This window comes from Natronomonas salina, assembly GCF_013391105.1.
In the GTDB taxonomy this organism is placed as follows: Archaea; Halobacteriota; Halobacteria; order Halobacteriales; family Haloarculaceae; genus Natronomonas; species Natronomonas salina.
This window is the reverse complement of sequence record NZ_CP058335.1, coordinates 3,560,803-3,578,092: the sequence shown is the minus strand read 5'-3', so window position 1 is coordinate 3,578,092 and position 17,290 is coordinate 3,560,803. Positions and strand designations below refer to the sequence as shown.

The window sequence follows — 17,290 nt, the reverse complement described above, 5'->3', positions numbered from 1 at the left end:
CCATGGTGTTCAGAAGTCGTAGTCGACGCCTTCCACTGGGGCCTTCCCCTCGTCGTCGGCGGGGTCGTAGGCGTCGACCGCGGTCAGGATGACGTCGAGGACGGCGCCCGGCGAGAACCGCGCGGTGTTGAGCGCGAGGTCGTAGATGCCGAGTTCCTCGATGTCGATGTCGTAGTACTCCTCGTAGCGGAGCGCCTCGCTTTCGCTGCGCTTCCGGGTCTCCTCGCGGGCGACGTCGACGGCCTTCTCCTCGCGGTCGGCGATGCGCTCGGCGCGGACCGACAGCGGGGCGTCCAACCAGATGCGGAAGTCGGCGTGGTCGCCGGCCATCCAGCCGGCGAGCCGCGACTCGAGGACGAGGTCGTCGCGGGTCTCGGCGATCTCCCGCAGCCGTCGGTCGAGGTCGCGGTCGATCTGCTCGTCGTCCTCGGCGAGCCGGTTGAGTTCCAGCGGCGTGAGGTCGCGCTCGGCCGCCAGGTTGCGGAAGATGTCGCCGCCGCTGACGTGGTCGTAGCCGAGTTCTTCGGCCAGCGCGGCGGCGACGGTGCTCTTGCCGCTGCCGGCGGGGCCGGAGATGGTCAGCAACATATCAGTACTCCGCCGCTACGCCCCAAAGAGGTTGTCCTTCGCGCCGGCGAGACGGCCACAGCGGCCGGTCCCCAGGGTCCAAGTGAGCGCGTGCCACGGCTTACCGCCGGGCCGTTCGAGGTGGCGTCCCGCTTACTCCGTGATAACGCTGGCTTATGGTCTGCCCGTGGGGAGTTCCGTCCGACTACTTATCCACTCATAGGGGCACGTCTAGCATGGAGTGAGTACATTTTGACACGAGATTCCCAGTCCCTCGACGACGCGGTGGAGGACGCGATGGAAGGAACGGTCGGCGAACAGCTCGTCCAGGTCATCCAGAGCGACAACCCCGACGAGAGCGGGCTGATCCGCCCGTTCATCGTCATCGACCTGCGCAACGCGCTGAAGAAGGTCCGGAAGAGCGACGCGCCGGTGCCGGGCATCGACGAGGCAGCCCAGGCCGCCAGCGACCTGACCGCCGAGACGGACGGCGAGTCCCAGACCAGCCAGCAGAGCTCCGGCGGGAGCCGGCTGCCGCGGCTGCTGCTGGCCGGCGTCGTCCTCGGCGTCGGCTACGCGCTGCGCAACCGCCGGCAGTCGCAGTCCGAGACCCCGTCCGTCGACGAGGCCGCCGAGGAGGCCGCCGGCGAGACCCAGAGCATCGCCGAGAAGGCCGCGAGCACGATCCAGCAGCGCGGCGAGGTCGCCGCCTCGCGCATCGAGGAGAGCACCGAGGTCATCGCCGAACGCATCGAGGAGCGCGGCGAGATGACCGCCGAGCAGATCGAAGAGCAGGGCCAGCGCCTCGACGAGAAGGAGTCCGAAGCCGAGGAGAAGGCCCAGGACGTCAAGGAGGACGCCGAGGAGAAGGCCGACGAGATGAGCGACGACGAGGAGTGACCTCGTCCTCGTAAGACCGGACCGAATCGATAGAACGAACGCGACGAACAGGGCGTCCCCGCCGCGGGGCGGACGCAGTATCTCGTTTCTCCGCGGTTTCCCGCCGCGCTACGGACGGAAGGACGACCACGCCGTCACGTCGGCGTCGTCTGGATGTTCAGCGCCTTGCGGATGACCTGCGTGAAGCACATCGAGCAGACGAAGTACCAGACGATCCACACCTGCAGCGGGCCGACGAACCCGTCGGTCCAGGCGACCTCGCCGGCGATCGGGATCACCACGTTCGAGAGACTGTCGGCGATCTCCGGGTAGAGCGGCTGGCCGCGGAAGCCGATGATGGCGTACATCCACAGGAAGACGGGGATGGTGATGACCATGATCCACACCATCGGGCGGAACTGCTCCTTGAACATGCCCATGTTGTCGGCCATCGCCTCCATCTGCTCCTCCTGGATGCGCTCGAGCTCCTCGTCGTCGCCGCGCTCCTTTGCCTGCTTGCGCTTCTCCTGGATGTCCTTCATCCGCTGCTGGTACTCGCCCATGACCTCCATGTCCATGAGGTTCGCCTGCAGCAGCGTCGAGTACAGACCGGTGAACAGCGCGAGCACCATCACGACGGCGAAGAACGGCAGCACGTCGATCAGCGGGCCGAGGACGACGTGCAGCGCACTCGCCAGCGGTTCGCGGACCGACTGGAACGTGTAGCCGGCGAACATCGCGATCGAGCCGACGGCGGCCATCTTGTCCCACTTCGTCCACGAGGAGTCGGTGTCCGGGGCGTCGGGGATCTCCAGTTCGTCGTCGGAGAGGGCCTCTCGGACGCCCTCCGGGTCCGCGACGTCGAACCCCTCGCCGTCGGAGTCGACGAGGATCCCCTTCTCGATGAGCCGGCCCCACTGGCCGCTCGACAGCTCGTCGGAGACGTCCCCCCAGGAGACGGTCCCGTGGTCGGCCTGCTCGAGGACGTACTCGAGGGCCGGCTCCATCTCGGGGTCCTCCCTGACGAGCTCCTGCACCTTCGACGCTGTACGTGCCATTACCAGTCCGTATACGAGCGCGGGTAATCAACCTTTTACATCCCGCCGACCGGGAGTCACTCCTCGTCGTCGCCCAGGCGCCGCGACAGCCGGTCGAACTTCTCGCGCATGCGCTCGCGGCGGTCCTCGGTCTCCTCGGGCCGGTACTCGACGTCCTCGAGGTCGCCCGACTCGAAGTCCAACTCCAGGACCGCGCCCTCGCCGGCGCCCTCCGGGAGGGACGCCTCGGGGAGGTGCCGCTCCGCGACTGTCTCGCCGTCCGATTCGACGAGGAGGACCGCCCGACCCTCCTCGATCCTGTCGACCGTCGCCGCGTAGGTTCCATCCAGTGTCATGTCAGCCTCCCGCCGCAGCGACCGCCCCAGCCGGCGCGGGCGGCGCCAGCCGGTCGTTCGTCCCGCCGACGGTGAACCGCTCCTCGGTGGCGTCGCTCGGGTCCGCCGTCGCTTCGCCGGCGTCGCGTAGCTCCAGCGGGTCGGTCGTGACGTCGTGCTGGGTCCGGACGGAGAGCGCCGAGCCGTCGCTGACGACGACCGTCGTGCCGTGGGTCGCAGTCCAGGTCGTCCTGGTGTCCCGTTCGGCGAACCGCTGGAGCGGTTCGTCGTGCGGGTGGCCGTACTGGGAGTCGTAGCCCGACGAGACGACCGCGACCTCCGGGTCGACGGCGCCCAGGAACGACGCCGAGGAGGAGGTCTCGGAGCCGTGGTGGCCGGCCTGGTAGACGTCGGCGTCGAGGTCGTCGCCGTAGTCGTCGACCAGCCGGTCCTCGACGGGGCCCTCCGCGTCGCCGGTGAACAGGAACGTCGTCTCGCCGAACCGGACGTCGAGGACGACGCCGTTGGCGTGCAGGTCGTCGCCGCCCGGTTCTACCGGGTTGCGCACGGTAGTCGCGGTCCCGGGGAAGGGAATCTCGTCGCCATCGGCGACCTCGTACAGCGTGACGTCGTGGCGCTCGACGGCGTCCAGGTAGTTCTCGTAGGTCTGGGAGGTGTGGACCACACCACTGTCGTAGACCGCGCCGACGCCGTCCTTCTCGGTCTCGAAGTGGTCGATGACCGCCGCGTGGCCGCCGATGTGGTCGGCGTGGGCGTGCGTCGACACCAGGTGGTCGATCCGGTCGACGCCGCGGGCCTCGAGGTAGTCGATGACGGTCTCGCCGTCGTTGCGCCAGTCGCCGGAGTCGATCAGCATCGTCTCGCCCTCTGGAGAGATTAGCAGCGTGGCGTCGGCCTGCCCCACGTTGATGTAGTGGACCGACAGCTCGCCCTCCGCGCCGGTCCCGTCGTCGCCATCACCGTCGGGCGACGAGGTCGAGTCGGGCGTCTGGAGCGGGGTCTCCGTCCCCTCGGTCGAATCGGTCGGCTCGAGGCCGATCCCCGCGTCGGTACAGCCCGCGGTGGCGAGCAGCGTACACAGCGCCAGGACGGCCAGCAGTCGTCGCATCGTCGACACTTCGGCGGGGGGCTACTACGGTCTTGCGGGTGGGGAACGGGGTCGCTGGGAGAAGAGTGAGCGGTCCGCGTCAGGTCGCGTCCTCGATGGCCGACCGCAGCTCCGACCAGACCTCGTCGGGGGTCCCCTCGCCGTCGATGCGGGCGAGTTCGCCCTCGTCCTCGTAGTAGTCGATGACCGGCTGGGTGTTCTCCTCGAAGACGTTCAGCCGCTCCTTGACGGTCTCCTCGTTGTCGTCGTCGCGCTGGATCAGCTCGCCGCCGCACTCGTCGCAGACGCCCTCCTCCTCCGGCGGGTTGAACTCGACGTGGTAGTTGGCGCCGCACTCCGAGCAGACGCGGCGGCCGGTCAGCCGGTCGACGAGTTCGCTGCGGTCGACGTCGAGCAGCGCGACGAGGTCGAGGTCCGTGATCCCGTCGAGGTACTCGGCCTGCGAGAGGTTCCGGGGGTAGCCGTCGAGGACGAAGCCGTCGGCCTCCTCGAGGGCGGCCCGGACGATCTCGTTGACGACGGGGTCGGGGACGAGCTCGCCCGCCTCCATGTACTCGCGGGGGGTGCCGTGCTCGGTCTCCATGTCCTTGTTCGCCCGCAGCGCGTCGCCGGTCGTGACGTGGTCGACGCCGTACTCCTCGACGACGTTGCTGGACTGGGTGCCCTTGCCGGCCCCGGGCGGACCGAGCAGCAGGATCTTCGGCTGGCTCATACCTCGTCGTTTCTCACCGCCGGTAAAAGGCTTGTATGAACGCGGCGAGCGTCGCCTTCTTGTCGTCGCCCGCCCGAGACACCGCATGGACGCCGACGACCCCCGGAGCCGCCGGCAGGCGCTCGTCTCGGCCATCGTCGAGGCCAGGCGCACCGACGAGCCGGTCGTGTTCTCGTCCGCCGACGCGCGCGTCCGGTACGCCGACCGGACGCTCCGGCTGGAGGTCGACGCCGACGAACGCGAGCGCCTCGACGAACTGCTCGCGGCGTACCACGTCTTCAAGGTCGAGCAGCCGGCGACCCGGAAGGCCGACGACGGCGTCGTCTACCTCTCGGCGGTCACCGACCCCAAGCACGCCGCCGACTTCCTCGAGGGGCTGTTCCGCGAGGTCTACGGCGCGCCCGAGGACTACGAACTGCAGATCTCCGAGTAACGTGGTCTTCCCGCAGCGCCCCTACTCGCGGGTCGTCCCGACGAACAGCGCCAGCACGGGGACGATCTCCAGGCGGCCGACCCACATCAGGAAGATCATCAGTAGCTTCGAGGCGTTCGAGAACTGGAGGTAGCTCCCGAACGGCCCGAGCGACCCGAAGCCCGGGCCGATGTTCCCGAGCGTCGCGATGGAGGCGCTGATCGACTCAAGCGTCGTGAGGTCGTAGCCGACGCGTGCGGAGTCCAGCGAGATGAACACCGTCGCCACCCCGAACATGACGAGGTAGAGCACGGTGAACGCGAAGACGCCGCGGACGGCGTCCTCGTCGACGACCCGGCCGCCGAGGCGGATCGGCTCCACGACGTTCGGCCGCGCGGTCACGAACAGTTCGCGGTAGATGGCCTTGAGGACGACCAGCCACCGGACGACCTTCACGCCGCCACCGGTCGACCCCGCGGAGCCGCCGACGAACATCGCGAACAGGAGGACCATCTGGGCGTTCGAGTCCCACTGGGCGAAGTCGCTCGTGGCGTACCCCGTCGAGTTCAGCAGGGAGACGATCTGGAACGTCGCCTGCCGCAGCGCGTTCTCGCCGACGCCCTCGGTCGCCCCGCCGAGGTCCAGGACCGGCGCCGCACCCGAGTACAGCAGCGCCGCCAGCACCCCCGTGATGGCCGCGGTCGCGCCCGCGTACCACCGGAACTCGGGGTTGTCGGTGAGCTCCCGGACCTCCCCGCGCAGGACGTACCAGAACAGCCCGAAGTTGACGCCCGCGACGAACATGAACGGGATGACCGCCCACTGCACGACGGCGGAGAAGGCCGCGATGCTGTCGGCCTCCGGCGAGAACCCGCCGGTCGGCAGCGTCGTGAAGCCGTGGGCGAGGGCGTTGTAGAAGTTCATGTTCGGCGCCAGCCCCCCGAGGTGCAGCGCGTACAGCAGGGCGACGTAGACGACGGTGAAGCCGAAGTAGACGATCCAGAGGACCCGCGCGGTCTCGGCGATCCGGGGGGTGAGCTTCTGCAGTTCCGGCCCCGGAGCCTCCGCCTGCATCAGCTGGGCGCCGTTGACCGCCAGCTCCGGCAGGATGGCGATCATCAGGACGATGATGCCCATCCCGCCGAGCCACTGGGTGAGCTGCCGCCACATGAGCAGCGCGTGGGAGTGCCGCTCGAAGCTGATCTCGCCGAGCACCGTCGCCCCGGTGGTCGTGAAGCCGGACATCGACTCGAAGAGCGCGTTGACCGGGTGCGCGACGGTCGAGGCCGTGCCGTACCCCGCGAGGACGTAGGGGATCGCGCCGACGACGGCGACGGCGAGCCAGGAGACGGCGACGAGCGCCAGCGCCTCCGGGGCGCCCACGTCGGGGTCGGGGTCGAGCTGTTCGAGCAGCAGTCCGAGCGTCACGGTCAGGACCATCGTCACCACGAACACCCAGACGTCCTCCCAGTAGACGAGCGAGACGACGAACGGGACCAGCATCGCCACGGCGAGGTACTTGATCACGGTCCCGACGAGGCTGAGCGTGGTCCGCCACCGGACCCGGAACGTCACCGAACGACGACCTCCATTGGCGCTGTGGTTTCGCACCTGTCACAATAAACCGGGCGATTCCCGGGGCCGTCACGACGTCCAGAACGCCTTCGTGAACAGCACCAGCACCGGGATGATCTCGATGCGGCCGATCCACATCAGCACGATCATCACCGCCCGGGTCGTCCGCGGGAAGTTCGCGTACGTGTCGTAGGGGCCCGCCAGCCCGAACGCCGGGCCGATGTTGAGGAACGTCGAGGCCGCCGCGCTCATCGCCTCGAACTCGGTCACCGAGTCCGAGACCCGGGAGCCGTCGACGACGATGAACACCGTCAGCAGGACGAAGATGACGATGCTCAACAGGAGGTACTGGTAGATATCGCGGATGGTCGCCTCGTCGACGGCCCGACCCGAGACCCGGACGGGGCGGACCGCGGACGGGTGGATCGTGGTGAACAGCGACCGCCGGAAGGCCTTCAGCGCGACGAGCCACCGCAGGGACTTGATCGAGCAGGTCGTCGACCCGACCATCCCGCCGACGAACATCCCCAGGAAGAGGACGTGCTTTGCAGCCGGCGACCAGGCGTCGAAGTCGACGCTCGCGTAGCCGGTCGTCGTCACGATGGAGGCGACGTTGAACAGGGCGTGCCGGATCGTCGGCTCCAGCCCGTAGTTGACGTCGGGGTCGACCGTCAGCGAGAGGGCGACGACGGCACTGCCGGTGGCGACGACGCCCATGTAGAAGCGGAACTCCTCGCTCTCGACCAGCCGCCAGGGGTCGCCGTGGATGGCGAAGTACAGCAGGACGAAGCTCGTCGACCCCACGAGCATGAACGGGATCACCGCCCACTGGACGACGGGCGTGAAGGCGCCGATGCTCTCCGGCTCCGGGGAGAATCCGGCCGTCGACACCGACGTCAGTGCGTGGGCGACGGCGTTGTAGAACGTCATCTCCGGGGCCAATCCCGCCAGGTGGAGCCCGAAGTAGACGGCGACGGCCAGCACCGTCAGACCGATGTAGAGCCCCCAGATGAGCTGTGCCGTCTGGGTGATCTTCGGCGTCAGCTTGTCGACGCTCTGGGTCTGGGTCTCCGTCTCCATCAGCTGTGCGCCCCCGACGCCGATCTCCGAGAGCACCGCCGTCGCGAGCACGAGGATGCCGAGTCCGCCCAGCCACTGGAGGACCTGCCGCCACATCAGGACCGCACGGGAGTGTACAGAGAAGTCGCGGAGCGCCGTCGCGCCGGTGGTCGTCAGGCCGCTCATCGACTCGAACAGAGCGTCGACCGGGTGCGCGAGGACGCCGGTGCCGGCGACGTAGAACGGGACCGCGCCGACGACGGCGACGAGCAACCAGATCAGCGAGACGCCGAGGAACGCCTCCCGCGCGCCGAGTTCGCCGGGCTCGCCGGGGAGCCTCCGGAGGGCGGCGCCGGCTAGGACGGTGACCGCGATGGCGGCCAGGAACGGTACGATCGGGTCGCCGTAGTAGAGGGCGACGAACAGGGGGATCCCCAGCGGGACCGAGACGTACAGCAGGACGCGCCCGGTCAGATCCAGGCTCGCGCGCCAGTCGACGCGGAGGTGCATCTACGCCATCGACATCAGCGCCTCGACGCAGGCTGTCTCGACGAAGACGACGACGTGGTCGCCGGCCTCGAGGACTGTGTCGCCGCGCGGCGTGATCTGGTCGCCGTTCCGCGTCACGGCCCCGATGACGATGTCGGAGTCGAACTCCGCCGAGATGTCGCGGATGGGTTTGCCGACGAGGCTGCTGTCAGGCGACAGCTCCAGCTCCAGGACCTCCGCCTGGTCGTTCTCGAGGACCGAGAGGTTCTCTGCGACCCCCTCGTGGGTGAAGCGGGTGATCTCCTCCGCGGTTACCTGCCGGGGGTTGATCGCGACGTCGACGCCGATCTCCTCGAAGACGGTGACGTAGTCGCCGCTGTCGACGATGGCGACGACGCGGTCGGTGCCCAGCCGCTTCGCGAGGATGGACACCAGGAGGTTCTTCTCGTCGGAGTCCAGCGCCGCGACGACGATGTCGGCCTCGTCGACGTGTTCGCGGGCGAGGAACTCCGTGTCCGTCGCGTCGTGCTCCATGACGAGCGTCTTCGGGAGTTCCTCGGCCAGATACCGGGCGCGGTCGTGGTCGCGCTCGATGATCCGGGGTTTCAGCCCCCGCTTCTCGAGCAGCCGGGCGGTGTGGTAGCCGATCTCGGAGCCGCCGATGATGACGATCTCGTCGGCCTCGTCGGGCGTCGCCTCCGGCGAGATGTCGTCGGCGAACCCCTGGACGCTCTCGGGGCTGCCGATGACGACCGCGCGGTCGCCGGCGCGGATCTCGGTCGACCCCTGCGGGAGGATCATCTCGCCGTCGCGGAACAGGCCGGCGAAGGTCAGCGACTCGAAGCGGTCGGCCTCGGCGACGGTCTGGCCGTCGACCGGGCTGCCGTCTGCGATCTCGAACTCCGCCATCTGGATCCGGCCGCCAGCGAAGGGGTCGACGTCGACCGCCGCCGGGAGCCCGACGACGCGGACGATGTTCTCGGCGGTCAGCAGGTCCGAGCACACCATGAAGTCGACGCCGAAGGCCGCCTCCGTCATCTCCCAGGTCCGCAGGTACTCGACGCTCTTCACCCGCGCGATGGTGAAGGGGTCCGAGACCGTCTTCGCCGTCTCGCAGGCGACGAGGTTCGTCCGGTCGTCGTCGGTGCTGGCGATGAGCATGTCGGCGTCGGCGACGCCGGCCTCCTGGAGGACCGACAGCGACGTGCCGTCGCCGGCCAGCGTCATCACGTCGAGTTCGTACTTCAGCTGGTCGGCGCGGGCCTGATCGACGTCGATGACGACGACGTCGTGGCTATCGTCGAGGCTCTCGGCGATCGAGGTGCCGACCTCCCCCGCCCCGATGATGACGACGTGCATGCAAAATCCGTCTCGGGCCGCCCGTAAGTGGATTACTATCGGCGAAGTGACCGCTTCGGGAGATCGGCGCGGATCACCGCCTCACCGCCGGCCGAACAGCCGCCGCCAGATGGACCGCGAGGTCGGCCGCTCGGCCATCACCACCGGCGTCTCGAGGTCCTCGATCACGTCGAAGGTCAGCGAGCCCCGGACGACCCGCGCGAGCAGCCCGCGCCCGGTCGCACCCACGACCACGAGGTCCGCCTCGGCGCCGTGTCGCGCGATGGCCGCCTCGACGTCGCCCGTCTCGACGCGGCGTTCGGCGTCGCCGAGACCGTGTTCCGCCGCCCACTCCGTCAGGAACTCACGGCCCGCCGCTGCCTCGCTCTCGTCGGCGACGTACAGCAGCGCGACGTCGGCGCCGGTCGTCTCCCGCAGCGCGACGGCGACCTCCGCCGAGAGGTCCGACGAGTAGCCGCCGGCCGTGGGGACGAGTACCGACGACGCGTCGACGGACTCGCCGTCGAGGACGAGGACGTCGCAGGGGAGGTCGGCCGCCAGCTCGTCGAGGACGCCCTCCGCGCGGCCGCCGGCGAACTGCGCGCCGCCGTAGCCCATCACCACCGCGTCGGCGTCGTGCGTCCGCGCCGCGTCGAAGACCTCCGCGAGCCCCCGGTGTGAGAGGACGGTCCGCGTCTCGACCGGGACGCCCACCGCCTCGACGTCGGCCGTCGCGTCCGCGAGCAGGTCCGCGGAGGCGGACTCGATCCGGTCGCGGTTCTCGGCGGCGGCCGCCAGCGGCGTCTGGTCGGGGACGGTCACGACGTGGACGGCGAGGACGCGGCCACCCCGGTGGTCGGCGAGCGCGGCGCCGAGCGTCGCCAGCGCCCGCTCGGTCCGGGGGTTGGCGAGAGCGACCAGCACGGTGCTCGCCGGCTCGTCGCTCGAGGCGCCCACGGCCCTCACCCCCCGTCGGGGACGGGCAGCGAGACGACGGGGAGCTCCGGGTCGGTGACGAGGTCGGTCGCCACGTCCCCGGTGAGCAACTGGACGATGCGGCTCCCGCCGCGCGCCCGGAACGCGATCGCGGTCGCGCCCGCGTCGGCCGCCTCGTCGAACAGCGTCTCGACAACGTCGGTGCCGAAGGCGGTCCGGGTCTCGACGGCCACCCGGTCGCCCAGCCGCGAGTCGACGATGGAGAGGAACGCCGCGGCGTCCTCGCGGCGCTTCTCCATCGGCGCTTTGTCCATCGCCCCGCCCGCCTTCTCGACGACGTGGACCGCGGTGACTCGATCGACGTCGGACAGGTACGGCTCCAGGGCCGCGCAGGTCGCCCGCGCGTCCTCCTCCGAGGCCACCGGGAGCAGGACGTGGTCGAGCAGCGTCATCGGTCGCCCCCCGCACCGTCGCGACGCCCGGTCGGTGAGATCGGTTGTCGGTCGTGCATGTGTGGTTGAACTCCGTCGACGCCCATAAAGCACCAGTCCCGTCCGTGGCCGGACCGGGCGTCCGACGCAACCCCTATCCCGGACCGCGCCGACTCCCCACCCATGCAGCGACGATCCGTCCTCGCCGGGGCCGCGTCGACCCTGGCGCTCGGCGGCTGTCTGGACGTCCGCTCGGTCGGCGACGAAGGGGGTGGCGACGGCGGCGGCAGCGGTGACGGGGAGTTCTACGAGTCCGGCACCATCGAGGTCGCCGTCGACGGCGAGGCCGTCGACCTCACGGCCGACCGGTTCCAGGCCGAGCACGCCGACGAGGACGTCCGCTTTCACTTCCACGAGGGCGACGACCGCTGGCACATGGAACGCGAGCGCGTCACCTTTGCGACGGCCGTCGACCTCCTGCCGCGCTTCGCGTACGCCCGCGAGGAGGACGCCCACGTCGCGACCGTCGACGGGACCACCTACGACGGCCGCGAGCCGGGGACCGAGATCGCCTTCCGCGTCGACGGCGACCCGGTTGACCCGACTGCCCACCAGGTGCGCGAGGGCCAGCATCTGGTCGTGGCAGTGACGACAGGAGAATAGGGAGCCGCCGGCGTCACGCCGTCGCGTCCGGCGCCGACGTGATGAACAGCATGCCGCCGTTGGTGGCGACGTCCGTCGCCCCCTCCGGGACCCTCGAACTCGAACTGCCGGTCGCCCGCCACGACGATGGCCGTCCCGCCGACGACGTCCACCACTGCCTCGACGCCCGGCCCGAAGTCCACCGCGACCACGGTCTCGTCCGGATACTCTCGCCGACTGACGGTCACGTCGTCGCGCTGGTCGGCCGCGAGCCGTAGCGAGCCTGGTAACTCCATACGTCGACTTGGTCGCAGACACGGGTAAGGGGAGAGCCTACGCTCTTTGGGATGGACGGCCGCCGGGCTATTCCCCGGCGTTCGCGGCTACGTCGACAAAAAACGAGCGGCGTCGGATACCGAATCAGTCGCCGAACATCTCGCGCATCATCGGGTGCATCTCCATCATCTGCTCCTCCGCGATCTCCTCGTAGAGCTTGTAGGTGATGGAGACGGTCAGCAGCAGGCCGGTGCCGGTGACCTGCCCGATGGTGCCGAGCATGTTCGCCATGACGGCGAGCAGGCCGACGAGGGCGCCGCCGATGACGGTCACCTGCGGGATGTACCGCTCGAGGACCTTCTCGGTGACGCCGGGCGACTGCCGGAAGCCCGGGATCTGCATCCCGGAGTTCTGGATCTGCTTGGCCGTCGAGTGCGGGCCCATGCCCGTCGTCTCGACCCAGAAGACGGCGAACACCGCGCCGCCGACGAGCATGAACGTCAGGTCGATCCCGACGCGGATCATGATCTGCCAGGGCGCCGCGGTGGTCTCGCCGAGCCACCACATCCAGTCCTCGGGCGCGTAGATCGGAGCCAGGTAGTAGAACAGCCCGCCGATCGGTTCGGCGAAGCCGCCGCCACCCGGGTTCGAGTAGTTCCCGAGCCACGCGGGCATCCCGCCCCACTGGGCGTTGAGGATGCGGCCCAGGAACTGGACGTTCGCCTGCAGCGCGCGGACGAGGATCATCGGCAGGACGCTCGCGTAGATGAGCTTCACGGGGAAGCGACCGCGGGCGCCCTTCACGCGGGCGTGGCTCAGCGGGATCTCGACCCGCACGGACTCGGCGTAGACGACGATGCCGAAGATGAACAGCGTCGTCAGTAGCGCGAGCAGTTCGCCCGGCCCCAGGAACAGGTCCCGGAGTCCGGCGGACGTCAGGATCGGGTCCATCTCGACCTGGCCGGTGAGGATGCCCCACCAGCGCGGGAAGAACCCGACGTAGCCGGCGCCGAGGCCGCTCCAGGCGATGAACCCGCCGATGAGTCGCTGGCTCACGCCGGCGATGATGAACAGCCCGATCCCGGAGCCGACGCCCCACTTCGAGATGACCTCGTCCATGTAGAGGATCAGGAGGCCACCGACGAAGATCTGGGCGAACATGATCCAGCCGAGGACCGACGTGCTGACGCCGATCTGGCTGGCGATCTGTGGGCTCGGCCGGAGGAAGCCGGCGAACACCATCGGCAGCGCCGTCAGTACCGTCATCACGACGACCAGCAGCTTCTGGAGCCCCTGGTACAGCGCCTGGTCGCGCGGGTTGTTCTCCGTGTCGAGTCCGAGCAAGTCCGCGCCACCGAGCAACTGCAGCACGATGGACGCGGTGACGATCGGCCCGATGCCGACCTGTAGTATCGACCCCTGCGACCCCGCGAGGATGGTACGGAACTGCCCGAATATGTCCGAGTTCTGACCGAGTCCGTAGATACCGACGTTGGTCAGGAAAAAGTACAGCACGAGGATGCCCGCGGTCCAGCCCAGCTTCCGACGGAACGGGACGTGTCCCGTCGGACGCTTGACTGCGGGCATGCGCGTGAGTACCGGTTCGGCGGCCTCCTTCCAGCTCATTTACGCTTCCTCGTTCTCCTCTTCGGTAGAGTCACTTTCGGCTGACTCATCTGCTGCGGCGAGTTCCTCGCCGTGTTCGGTGAGGACCGCCTCGCCGCCGGCCGCCTCCAGCGCCTCGCGGGCGCCGTCGGAGAAGGCGTCGGCGGTGACCGTCAGCTCGTTGTGGACGCGCCCGGCCGCCAGGACCTTCACGACGTCGGCGTCGTGGCCGTCCTCGACGATGTCGCGGGCGTCGAGCTCGTAGCCGTCGCCGGACTCCTCGGCGAGGCCCTCCTCGGCGAGGACGACCGCGTCCTCGTCGAGCTCGCGGAGGTTGATCGTCTCGACCTGCGTCTGCGTCTTCTGCGGCCGCGAGAAGCCCGATTTACCGAGCGGTTCGTAGTTGTGGAACTCGTGTTTGTCGCGGCCCGCGCGCCCGCGCCCGCCCCGGTGGCCGGCGCCGCGGCGGTTCTTGTGGGTGCCGCCGCCGTGCGTGCGGGAGCCGCGCTGTCGTCGTTTCTTGCTTGTCATTATCGCATCGCCTCCAGGAGTGCGTCGATGTCGGCGTCGGAGTGGGGGCCGAGCTGGCCGCCCTCCGTGGTCGGGTGCTTGACGCCGTCGTGGCCGCCGCGCGGCGGGTGGAGCCGGAGCGTCGGGGAGAGGCCCTGCTCCTGCAGGGTCGTCTCCTCGTCGACCAGCGCCGCCGCCAGCGCGTCGACGCCGTCGTAGTCGGTGTTGTCGCCGACCCACTCGTCGTCGACGTCCGCGGCGCCCTCGGCGGGCTGTGCGCGGCGCTCCAGCAGCAGCGCGACGGTGTCCTCGTCCGGGTCGCCGTGGGCGACCCAGTCGTTGACCTTGTTCACCATGCCGCGGTAGGCGTCCGTGTCGGGCACGAACGTGGCGTGGTTGACGCGGCCGAGGTTCAGCATCTCCAGGGTGTCGCGGACCTCCTGGTTCTGGTTGACCTCGCCGCGGAGTTGGACGACCGCCCTCATTCTCGGGCCTCCTGCTGTACCTGCTGGGCGTGCTCCGGCGTCCGGGACTCCGAGGCGTTCTTCAGCGCGATGTAGGTCGCCTTCGCGAGGTTGATCGTCGTCCGGGTGTTGCCGTGGCACTTCGTCCAGGCGTCCTCGACGCCGGCGAGTTCGAGCACGTGCCGCACCGTCGGCGCGGCCGCGAGCCCGAGCCCGCGTGGCGCCGGCTCCAGTTCGACCTCGACGGAGCCGGCCTTGCCGGTCGTCCGCCGCATCAGCGAGTTGCGCCCGCCGGGGCGGTCCTCCCACGACCCCGAGCCGAGCGGCACCTCGATGACGTTCAGCTTCGCGACCTCGATGGCCTTCTGGATCGCGCCGCCGACCTGGTCGTCGCGGCCCTGCGCGTAGCCGACGTAGCCGTCGCGGTTACCGACCACGACGACACACCGGAACTTCACCCGTCGACCGGAGTCGGTCATCCGCTGGACCATGTTGATGTCCAGGACCTCGTCCTCCAGCCCCGGGAGGAGCTGGTCGACGATCTCCGGTTCCTTCAGCGGCAGGCCCGTCTCGAGGGCCTCCCGCATCGAGGTGATCTCTCCCTCAGCTACCTGTCGTCCGAGCCGCGTGCGCGGCTCCCATCCGTGACTCATTGTTCATCCTCCAGGCGCTCTCGCACCTCGTCGAAGTGGTCCGGAAGCTCCGTCGCGTCGAAGTCGCCCGAGTAGAGGCCGTCCTCCTGCTCGGCGTACTCCGCGATGTGGGCACCGCGCGTGCGCTGCCAGTCCGCGAAGACGTCCTCGTTGTGCGGGATCTCCAGACCTGCGTCGATTGCACCTTCCTGTACCGCGAACACCTTGTTCCCGGGCGTCGCCGAGTTCAGCCCGATGTCGAGGACGGCCTCCTCGAGGCCGGCCTCGACCGCGCGCGCGCCGGCCAGCATGCCGGTCAGGTACGCCGCAGGGAGGTTGCCCGTCGGGGCCTCCCAGCCGAACTCTTCGAGATCGGCCGAGGAGGCGTTCGCGACGGTCTCGTCACCCTGCGGGCCCGTGACGACCAGCTGCGCCCTGGTTTGGTTGTTGCTCTTTCGAGCGACCAGGCGTGGCTTGCCGGATTTCAGCAGGCGCAACCTCTGATGGTAGTTCGTTCGGGCCTCGCGGCGACGCCGCATCGGCACCTTGTATCGTGGTCCTGTCGCCATTATTGTTCACCGTAGTTGTCTTCGATGTACCGCTCGAGGTCCGCGACGCTGTCGAACTCGCCACCGCTGGCCTGGTCGTACAGCGCGCGGTACTGCGAGCGGCTGATCTCGTCGTCGTCGCGCAGGTCGCGCAGCTTGTTGCGCTGTGCGCGGATCTTGCTCTGCCACTCCTCCTTCCGGTTCTGCCGGGCGCCGGACTTCCCCTTCCGGGAGCCGTGTCCCTTCTGGTGGCCGTAGGCGCGCTTCTGTGCGCGCTCGCGGGCCCGACCGCGGGAGTTGCCCTTCTCGCGCTCGGCGTCGATGATGCCCTCCTCGACGAGTTCGCGGACGTCGTCGCGGGTGATGGCGTCGGCGATCTCGCCCTGGGCGTCCGGGTCGAACCACACGCGGTTCTCCCCGACGCCGAGGACGTCGGCCGCCAGACGCTTCTGGGCCTTCAGGTCGGTCATTCTTCCACCTCCACTTCGACGTAGGTGGGGTTGAGGACGCGGATGTCCTCCTCCTCGGCGACCTCCTCGATGCGCTCGCGCTTGCGGGCGCCGACCGTCGAGCCGATGCGGACGGCCTCCGCGTCGCCGTCGACGCCCTCGAGGTCGTCCACGTTCTCGACGCGGACCTCCTCGAAGCCGCTGGGGTGCTTGCCGCGCACCGCCTTCGGCGTCCGGTAGCCGGCCTCGACCTTCGGGCCCTTGCCCTTGATGCCTCGCCGCTGCTTGGAGAGGCCGCCGCGGGGCTTGCGCCACGAGGTGGGCGTCCGCTTCTTCTTGTGGTAGTCCTGCCGGTTGAACTGCGGCTTGCCCTCGCTGTGTCGCTGCTTGAGGAGCCGCGCCTCGTTCTCCGAGAGGTCGGGCGTCTTGTCCGCGAGCCCGCGCGGCTGCAGTTCGGTCTCGACGTCCTCGTCGGCTTCCTCGGCCGCTTCTTCCTCGGGCGCTTCCTCCTCGACTTCTGCCTCGGTGTCGTCGGAGACCTCGAGGCCGCCGACGTCGCCCTTGATCCGCGCGGCGAGCGCGTTGCCGATGCCTTCGGCCTCGGCCAGTTCCTCCTGGGAGGCCTCGCGGACGTCGTCGACCGTCTCGAAGCCGGCGTCCTCCAACGCGTCCGCCTTCGAGGGGCCGACGCCGCTGATGTCGGTCAGTTCGTCGTATTCCTCGTCGCTCATCAGACCTCACCTCGGTCGGGCGTCTGCGTGATGTAGACCCCGTCCTGGAAGACGCGGGTGTCCTTGTCGGTCACGCGCGTCAGCTGTTCGATGTCGGCCGCCGTCTGGCCGACGTCCTCGATACTCGGGCCCGAGATGGTCAGTTCCTCGCCGTCGACGGAGACCTGGGTGTCCCCGCGGATCTCGGTGGTTCGCGGCGCCTTCTCGCCGAGGAAGTTCTCGATGACGACCTCCTCGTCCTGCGTGGAGACCTGCATCGGGAAGTGGGAGTAGAACACCTCCATGGTGTACTCCCAGCCCTCGGTCACGCCGTGGAACATGTTCGTGACGTGGCTCTCGAAGGTGCCGACCGTCGATCGGGCCTTGGCGTTCTCGTCGTCCGTCTCGACGACCACGGTGCCGTCCTCGACGCTCACGCTCACGTCGGGGTACCAGAGGCGTCGCGTGACGCTCCCCTCCGGTCCCTCGACGGTGAGTTCGAGGTGGTCCATCGTCGCCGTGACGTCGTCCGGGATGTCGATTTCTGTGCGCATT

The 17,290-nt window shown here is 69.2% G+C and carries 20 protein-coding genes and 2 pseudogenes; 3 read left to right on the top strand and 19 right to left on the bottom strand.

Features of this window, described 5'->3' with window-relative positions; all coding sequences use genetic code 11:
* Window positions 1-9 precede the first annotated feature (9 nt).
* Window positions 10-588 (bottom strand): (d)CMP kinase, encoded by a 579-nt coding sequence (gene cmk, locus HWV07_RS18625; RefSeq protein ID WP_178335769.1) that lies wholly within the window; start codon window positions 586-588, stop codon window positions 10-12.
* Window positions 589-819: 231 nt separating this feature from the next.
* Here cmk and HWV07_RS18620 point away from each other — a divergent pair, with 231 nt between their 5' ends.
* Entirely contained in the window at window positions 820-1,467 is a 648-nt protein-coding gene (locus HWV07_RS18620) for a hypothetical protein (RefSeq protein ID WP_178335768.1), read from the top strand.
* A gap of 134 nt (window positions 1,468-1,601) precedes the next feature.
* On the opposite strand, the gene HWV07_RS18615 is transcribed toward HWV07_RS18620, so the two are convergent.
* The 4 genes from HWV07_RS18615 to HWV07_RS18600 all read right to left on the bottom strand — a co-directional run bounded on the left by HWV07_RS18615 (window position 1,602) and on the right by HWV07_RS18600 (window position 4,659).
* Complete coding sequence (locus HWV07_RS18615; protein ID WP_178335767.1) at window positions 1,602-2,504, bottom strand: DUF106 domain-containing protein; 903 nt, start codon at window positions 2,502-2,504, stop codon at window positions 1,602-1,604.
* A 56-nt stretch (window positions 2,505-2,560) separates the two neighbouring features.
* Complete coding sequence (locus tag HWV07_RS18610) at window positions 2,561-2,839, bottom strand: DUF3006 domain-containing protein (protein ID WP_211694181.1); 279 nt, start codon at window positions 2,837-2,839, stop codon at window positions 2,561-2,563.
* Window position 2,840: 1 nt separating this feature from the next.
* On the bottom strand, window positions 2,841-3,947 hold the full coding sequence (locus tag HWV07_RS18605) for a ComEC/Rec2 family competence protein (protein WP_178335766.1): 1,107 nt from the start codon (window positions 3,945-3,947) through the stop codon (window positions 2,841-2,843).
* A gap of 79 nt (window positions 3,948-4,026) precedes the next feature.
* Entirely contained in the window at window positions 4,027-4,659 is a 633-nt protein-coding gene (locus HWV07_RS18600) for an adenylate kinase (RefSeq protein WP_178335765.1), read from the bottom strand.
* An 85-nt stretch (window positions 4,660-4,744) separates the two neighbouring features.
* Here HWV07_RS18600 and HWV07_RS18595 point away from each other — a divergent pair, with 85 nt between their 5' ends.
* Window positions 4,745-5,092, top strand: a complete 348-nt coding sequence (locus HWV07_RS18595) for a DUF7975 family protein (protein ID WP_178335764.1) — start codon at window positions 4,745-4,747, stop codon at window positions 5,090-5,092.
* Between the two features lie 21 nt (window positions 5,093-5,113).
* Here the strand turns inward: HWV07_RS18595 and HWV07_RS18590 are convergent, their stop codons facing one another.
* The 5 genes and pseudogenes from HWV07_RS18590 to HWV07_RS18570 form a co-directional block, all read right to left on the bottom strand.
* A complete protein-coding gene (locus HWV07_RS18590; protein ID WP_178335763.1) occupies window positions 5,114-6,646 on the bottom strand; it encodes a TrkH family potassium uptake protein in 1,533 nt (510 codons plus the stop codon).
* Between the two features lie 69 nt (window positions 6,647-6,715).
* Entirely contained in the window at window positions 6,716-8,215 is a 1,500-nt protein-coding gene (locus tag HWV07_RS18585; RefSeq protein WP_178335762.1) for a TrkH family potassium uptake protein, read from the bottom strand.
* A complete protein-coding gene (gene trkA / locus HWV07_RS18580; protein ID WP_178335761.1) occupies window positions 8,216-9,553 on the bottom strand; it encodes a Trk system potassium transporter TrkA in 1,338 nt (445 codons plus the stop codon).
* Window positions 9,554-9,634: 81 nt separating this feature from the next.
* A pseudogene (locus HWV07_RS18575) lies at window positions 9,635-10,486 on the bottom strand (universal stress protein); the annotation flags it as partial.
* 8 nt (window positions 10,487-10,494) lie between these two features.
* Window positions 10,495-10,920 carry a universal stress protein gene (locus HWV07_RS18570; RefSeq protein WP_178335760.1) on the bottom strand — a complete coding sequence of 142 codons (426 nt, stop codon included), beginning with the start codon at window positions 10,918-10,920 and terminating at the stop codon, window positions 10,495-10,497.
* 162 nt (window positions 10,921-11,082) lie between these two features.
* On the opposite strand from HWV07_RS18570, the gene HWV07_RS18565 reads away from it, so the two are divergent.
* Window positions 11,083-11,562 carry a hypothetical protein gene (locus HWV07_RS18565; RefSeq protein WP_178335759.1) on the top strand — a complete coding sequence of 160 codons (480 nt, stop codon included), beginning with the start codon at window positions 11,083-11,085 and terminating at the stop codon, window positions 11,560-11,562.
* Between the two features lie 140 nt (window positions 11,563-11,702).
* Here the strand turns inward: HWV07_RS18565 and HWV07_RS20175 are convergent.
* The 9 genes and pseudogenes from HWV07_RS20175 to HWV07_RS18520 form a co-directional block, all read right to left on the bottom strand.
* Window positions 11,703-11,837 (bottom strand): annotated as a pseudogene (locus HWV07_RS20175) (DUF7127 family protein); the annotation flags it as partial.
* A 124-nt stretch (window positions 11,838-11,961) separates the two neighbouring features.
* Entirely contained in the window at window positions 11,962-13,443 is a 1,482-nt protein-coding gene (gene secY / locus HWV07_RS18555) for a preprotein translocase subunit SecY (protein WP_178335757.1), read from the bottom strand.
* Complete coding sequence (locus HWV07_RS18550) at window positions 13,444-13,953, bottom strand: uL15m family ribosomal protein (protein WP_178335756.1); 510 nt, start codon at window positions 13,951-13,953, stop codon at window positions 13,444-13,446.
* Complete coding sequence (locus HWV07_RS18545) at window positions 13,953-14,417, bottom strand: 50S ribosomal protein L30 (protein WP_178335755.1); 465 nt, start codon at window positions 14,415-14,417, stop codon at window positions 13,953-13,955. Before HWV07_RS18545 ends, HWV07_RS18550 begins: the two co-directional genes overlap by 1 nt.
* Entirely contained in the window at window positions 14,414-15,049 is a 636-nt protein-coding gene (locus HWV07_RS18540) for a 30S ribosomal protein S5 (protein ID WP_178335754.1), read from the bottom strand. Before HWV07_RS18540 ends, HWV07_RS18545 begins: the two co-directional genes overlap by 4 nt.
* Window positions 15,046-15,597, bottom strand: a complete 552-nt coding sequence (locus HWV07_RS18535) for a 50S ribosomal protein L18 (protein WP_178335753.1) — start codon at window positions 15,595-15,597, stop codon at window positions 15,046-15,048. The genes HWV07_RS18540 and HWV07_RS18535 overlap by 4 nt, the downstream gene beginning before the upstream one ends.
* Window positions 15,597-16,046 (bottom strand): 50S ribosomal protein L19e, encoded by a 450-nt coding sequence (locus tag HWV07_RS18530; protein WP_178335752.1) that lies wholly within the window; start codon window positions 16,044-16,046, stop codon window positions 15,597-15,599. Before HWV07_RS18530 ends, HWV07_RS18535 begins: the two co-directional genes overlap by 1 nt.
* Window positions 16,043-16,756 carry a 50S ribosomal protein L32e gene (locus HWV07_RS18525; RefSeq protein ID WP_178335751.1) on the bottom strand — a complete coding sequence of 238 codons (714 nt, stop codon included), beginning with the start codon at window positions 16,754-16,756 and terminating at the stop codon, window positions 16,043-16,045. Before HWV07_RS18525 ends, HWV07_RS18530 begins: the two co-directional genes overlap by 4 nt.
* Complete coding sequence (locus tag HWV07_RS18520) at window positions 16,756-17,289, bottom strand: 50S ribosomal protein L6 (protein ID WP_178335750.1); 534 nt, start codon at window positions 17,287-17,289, stop codon at window positions 16,756-16,758. The genes HWV07_RS18525 and HWV07_RS18520 overlap by 1 nt, the downstream gene beginning before the upstream one ends.
* Window position 17,290 lies beyond the last annotated feature (1 nt).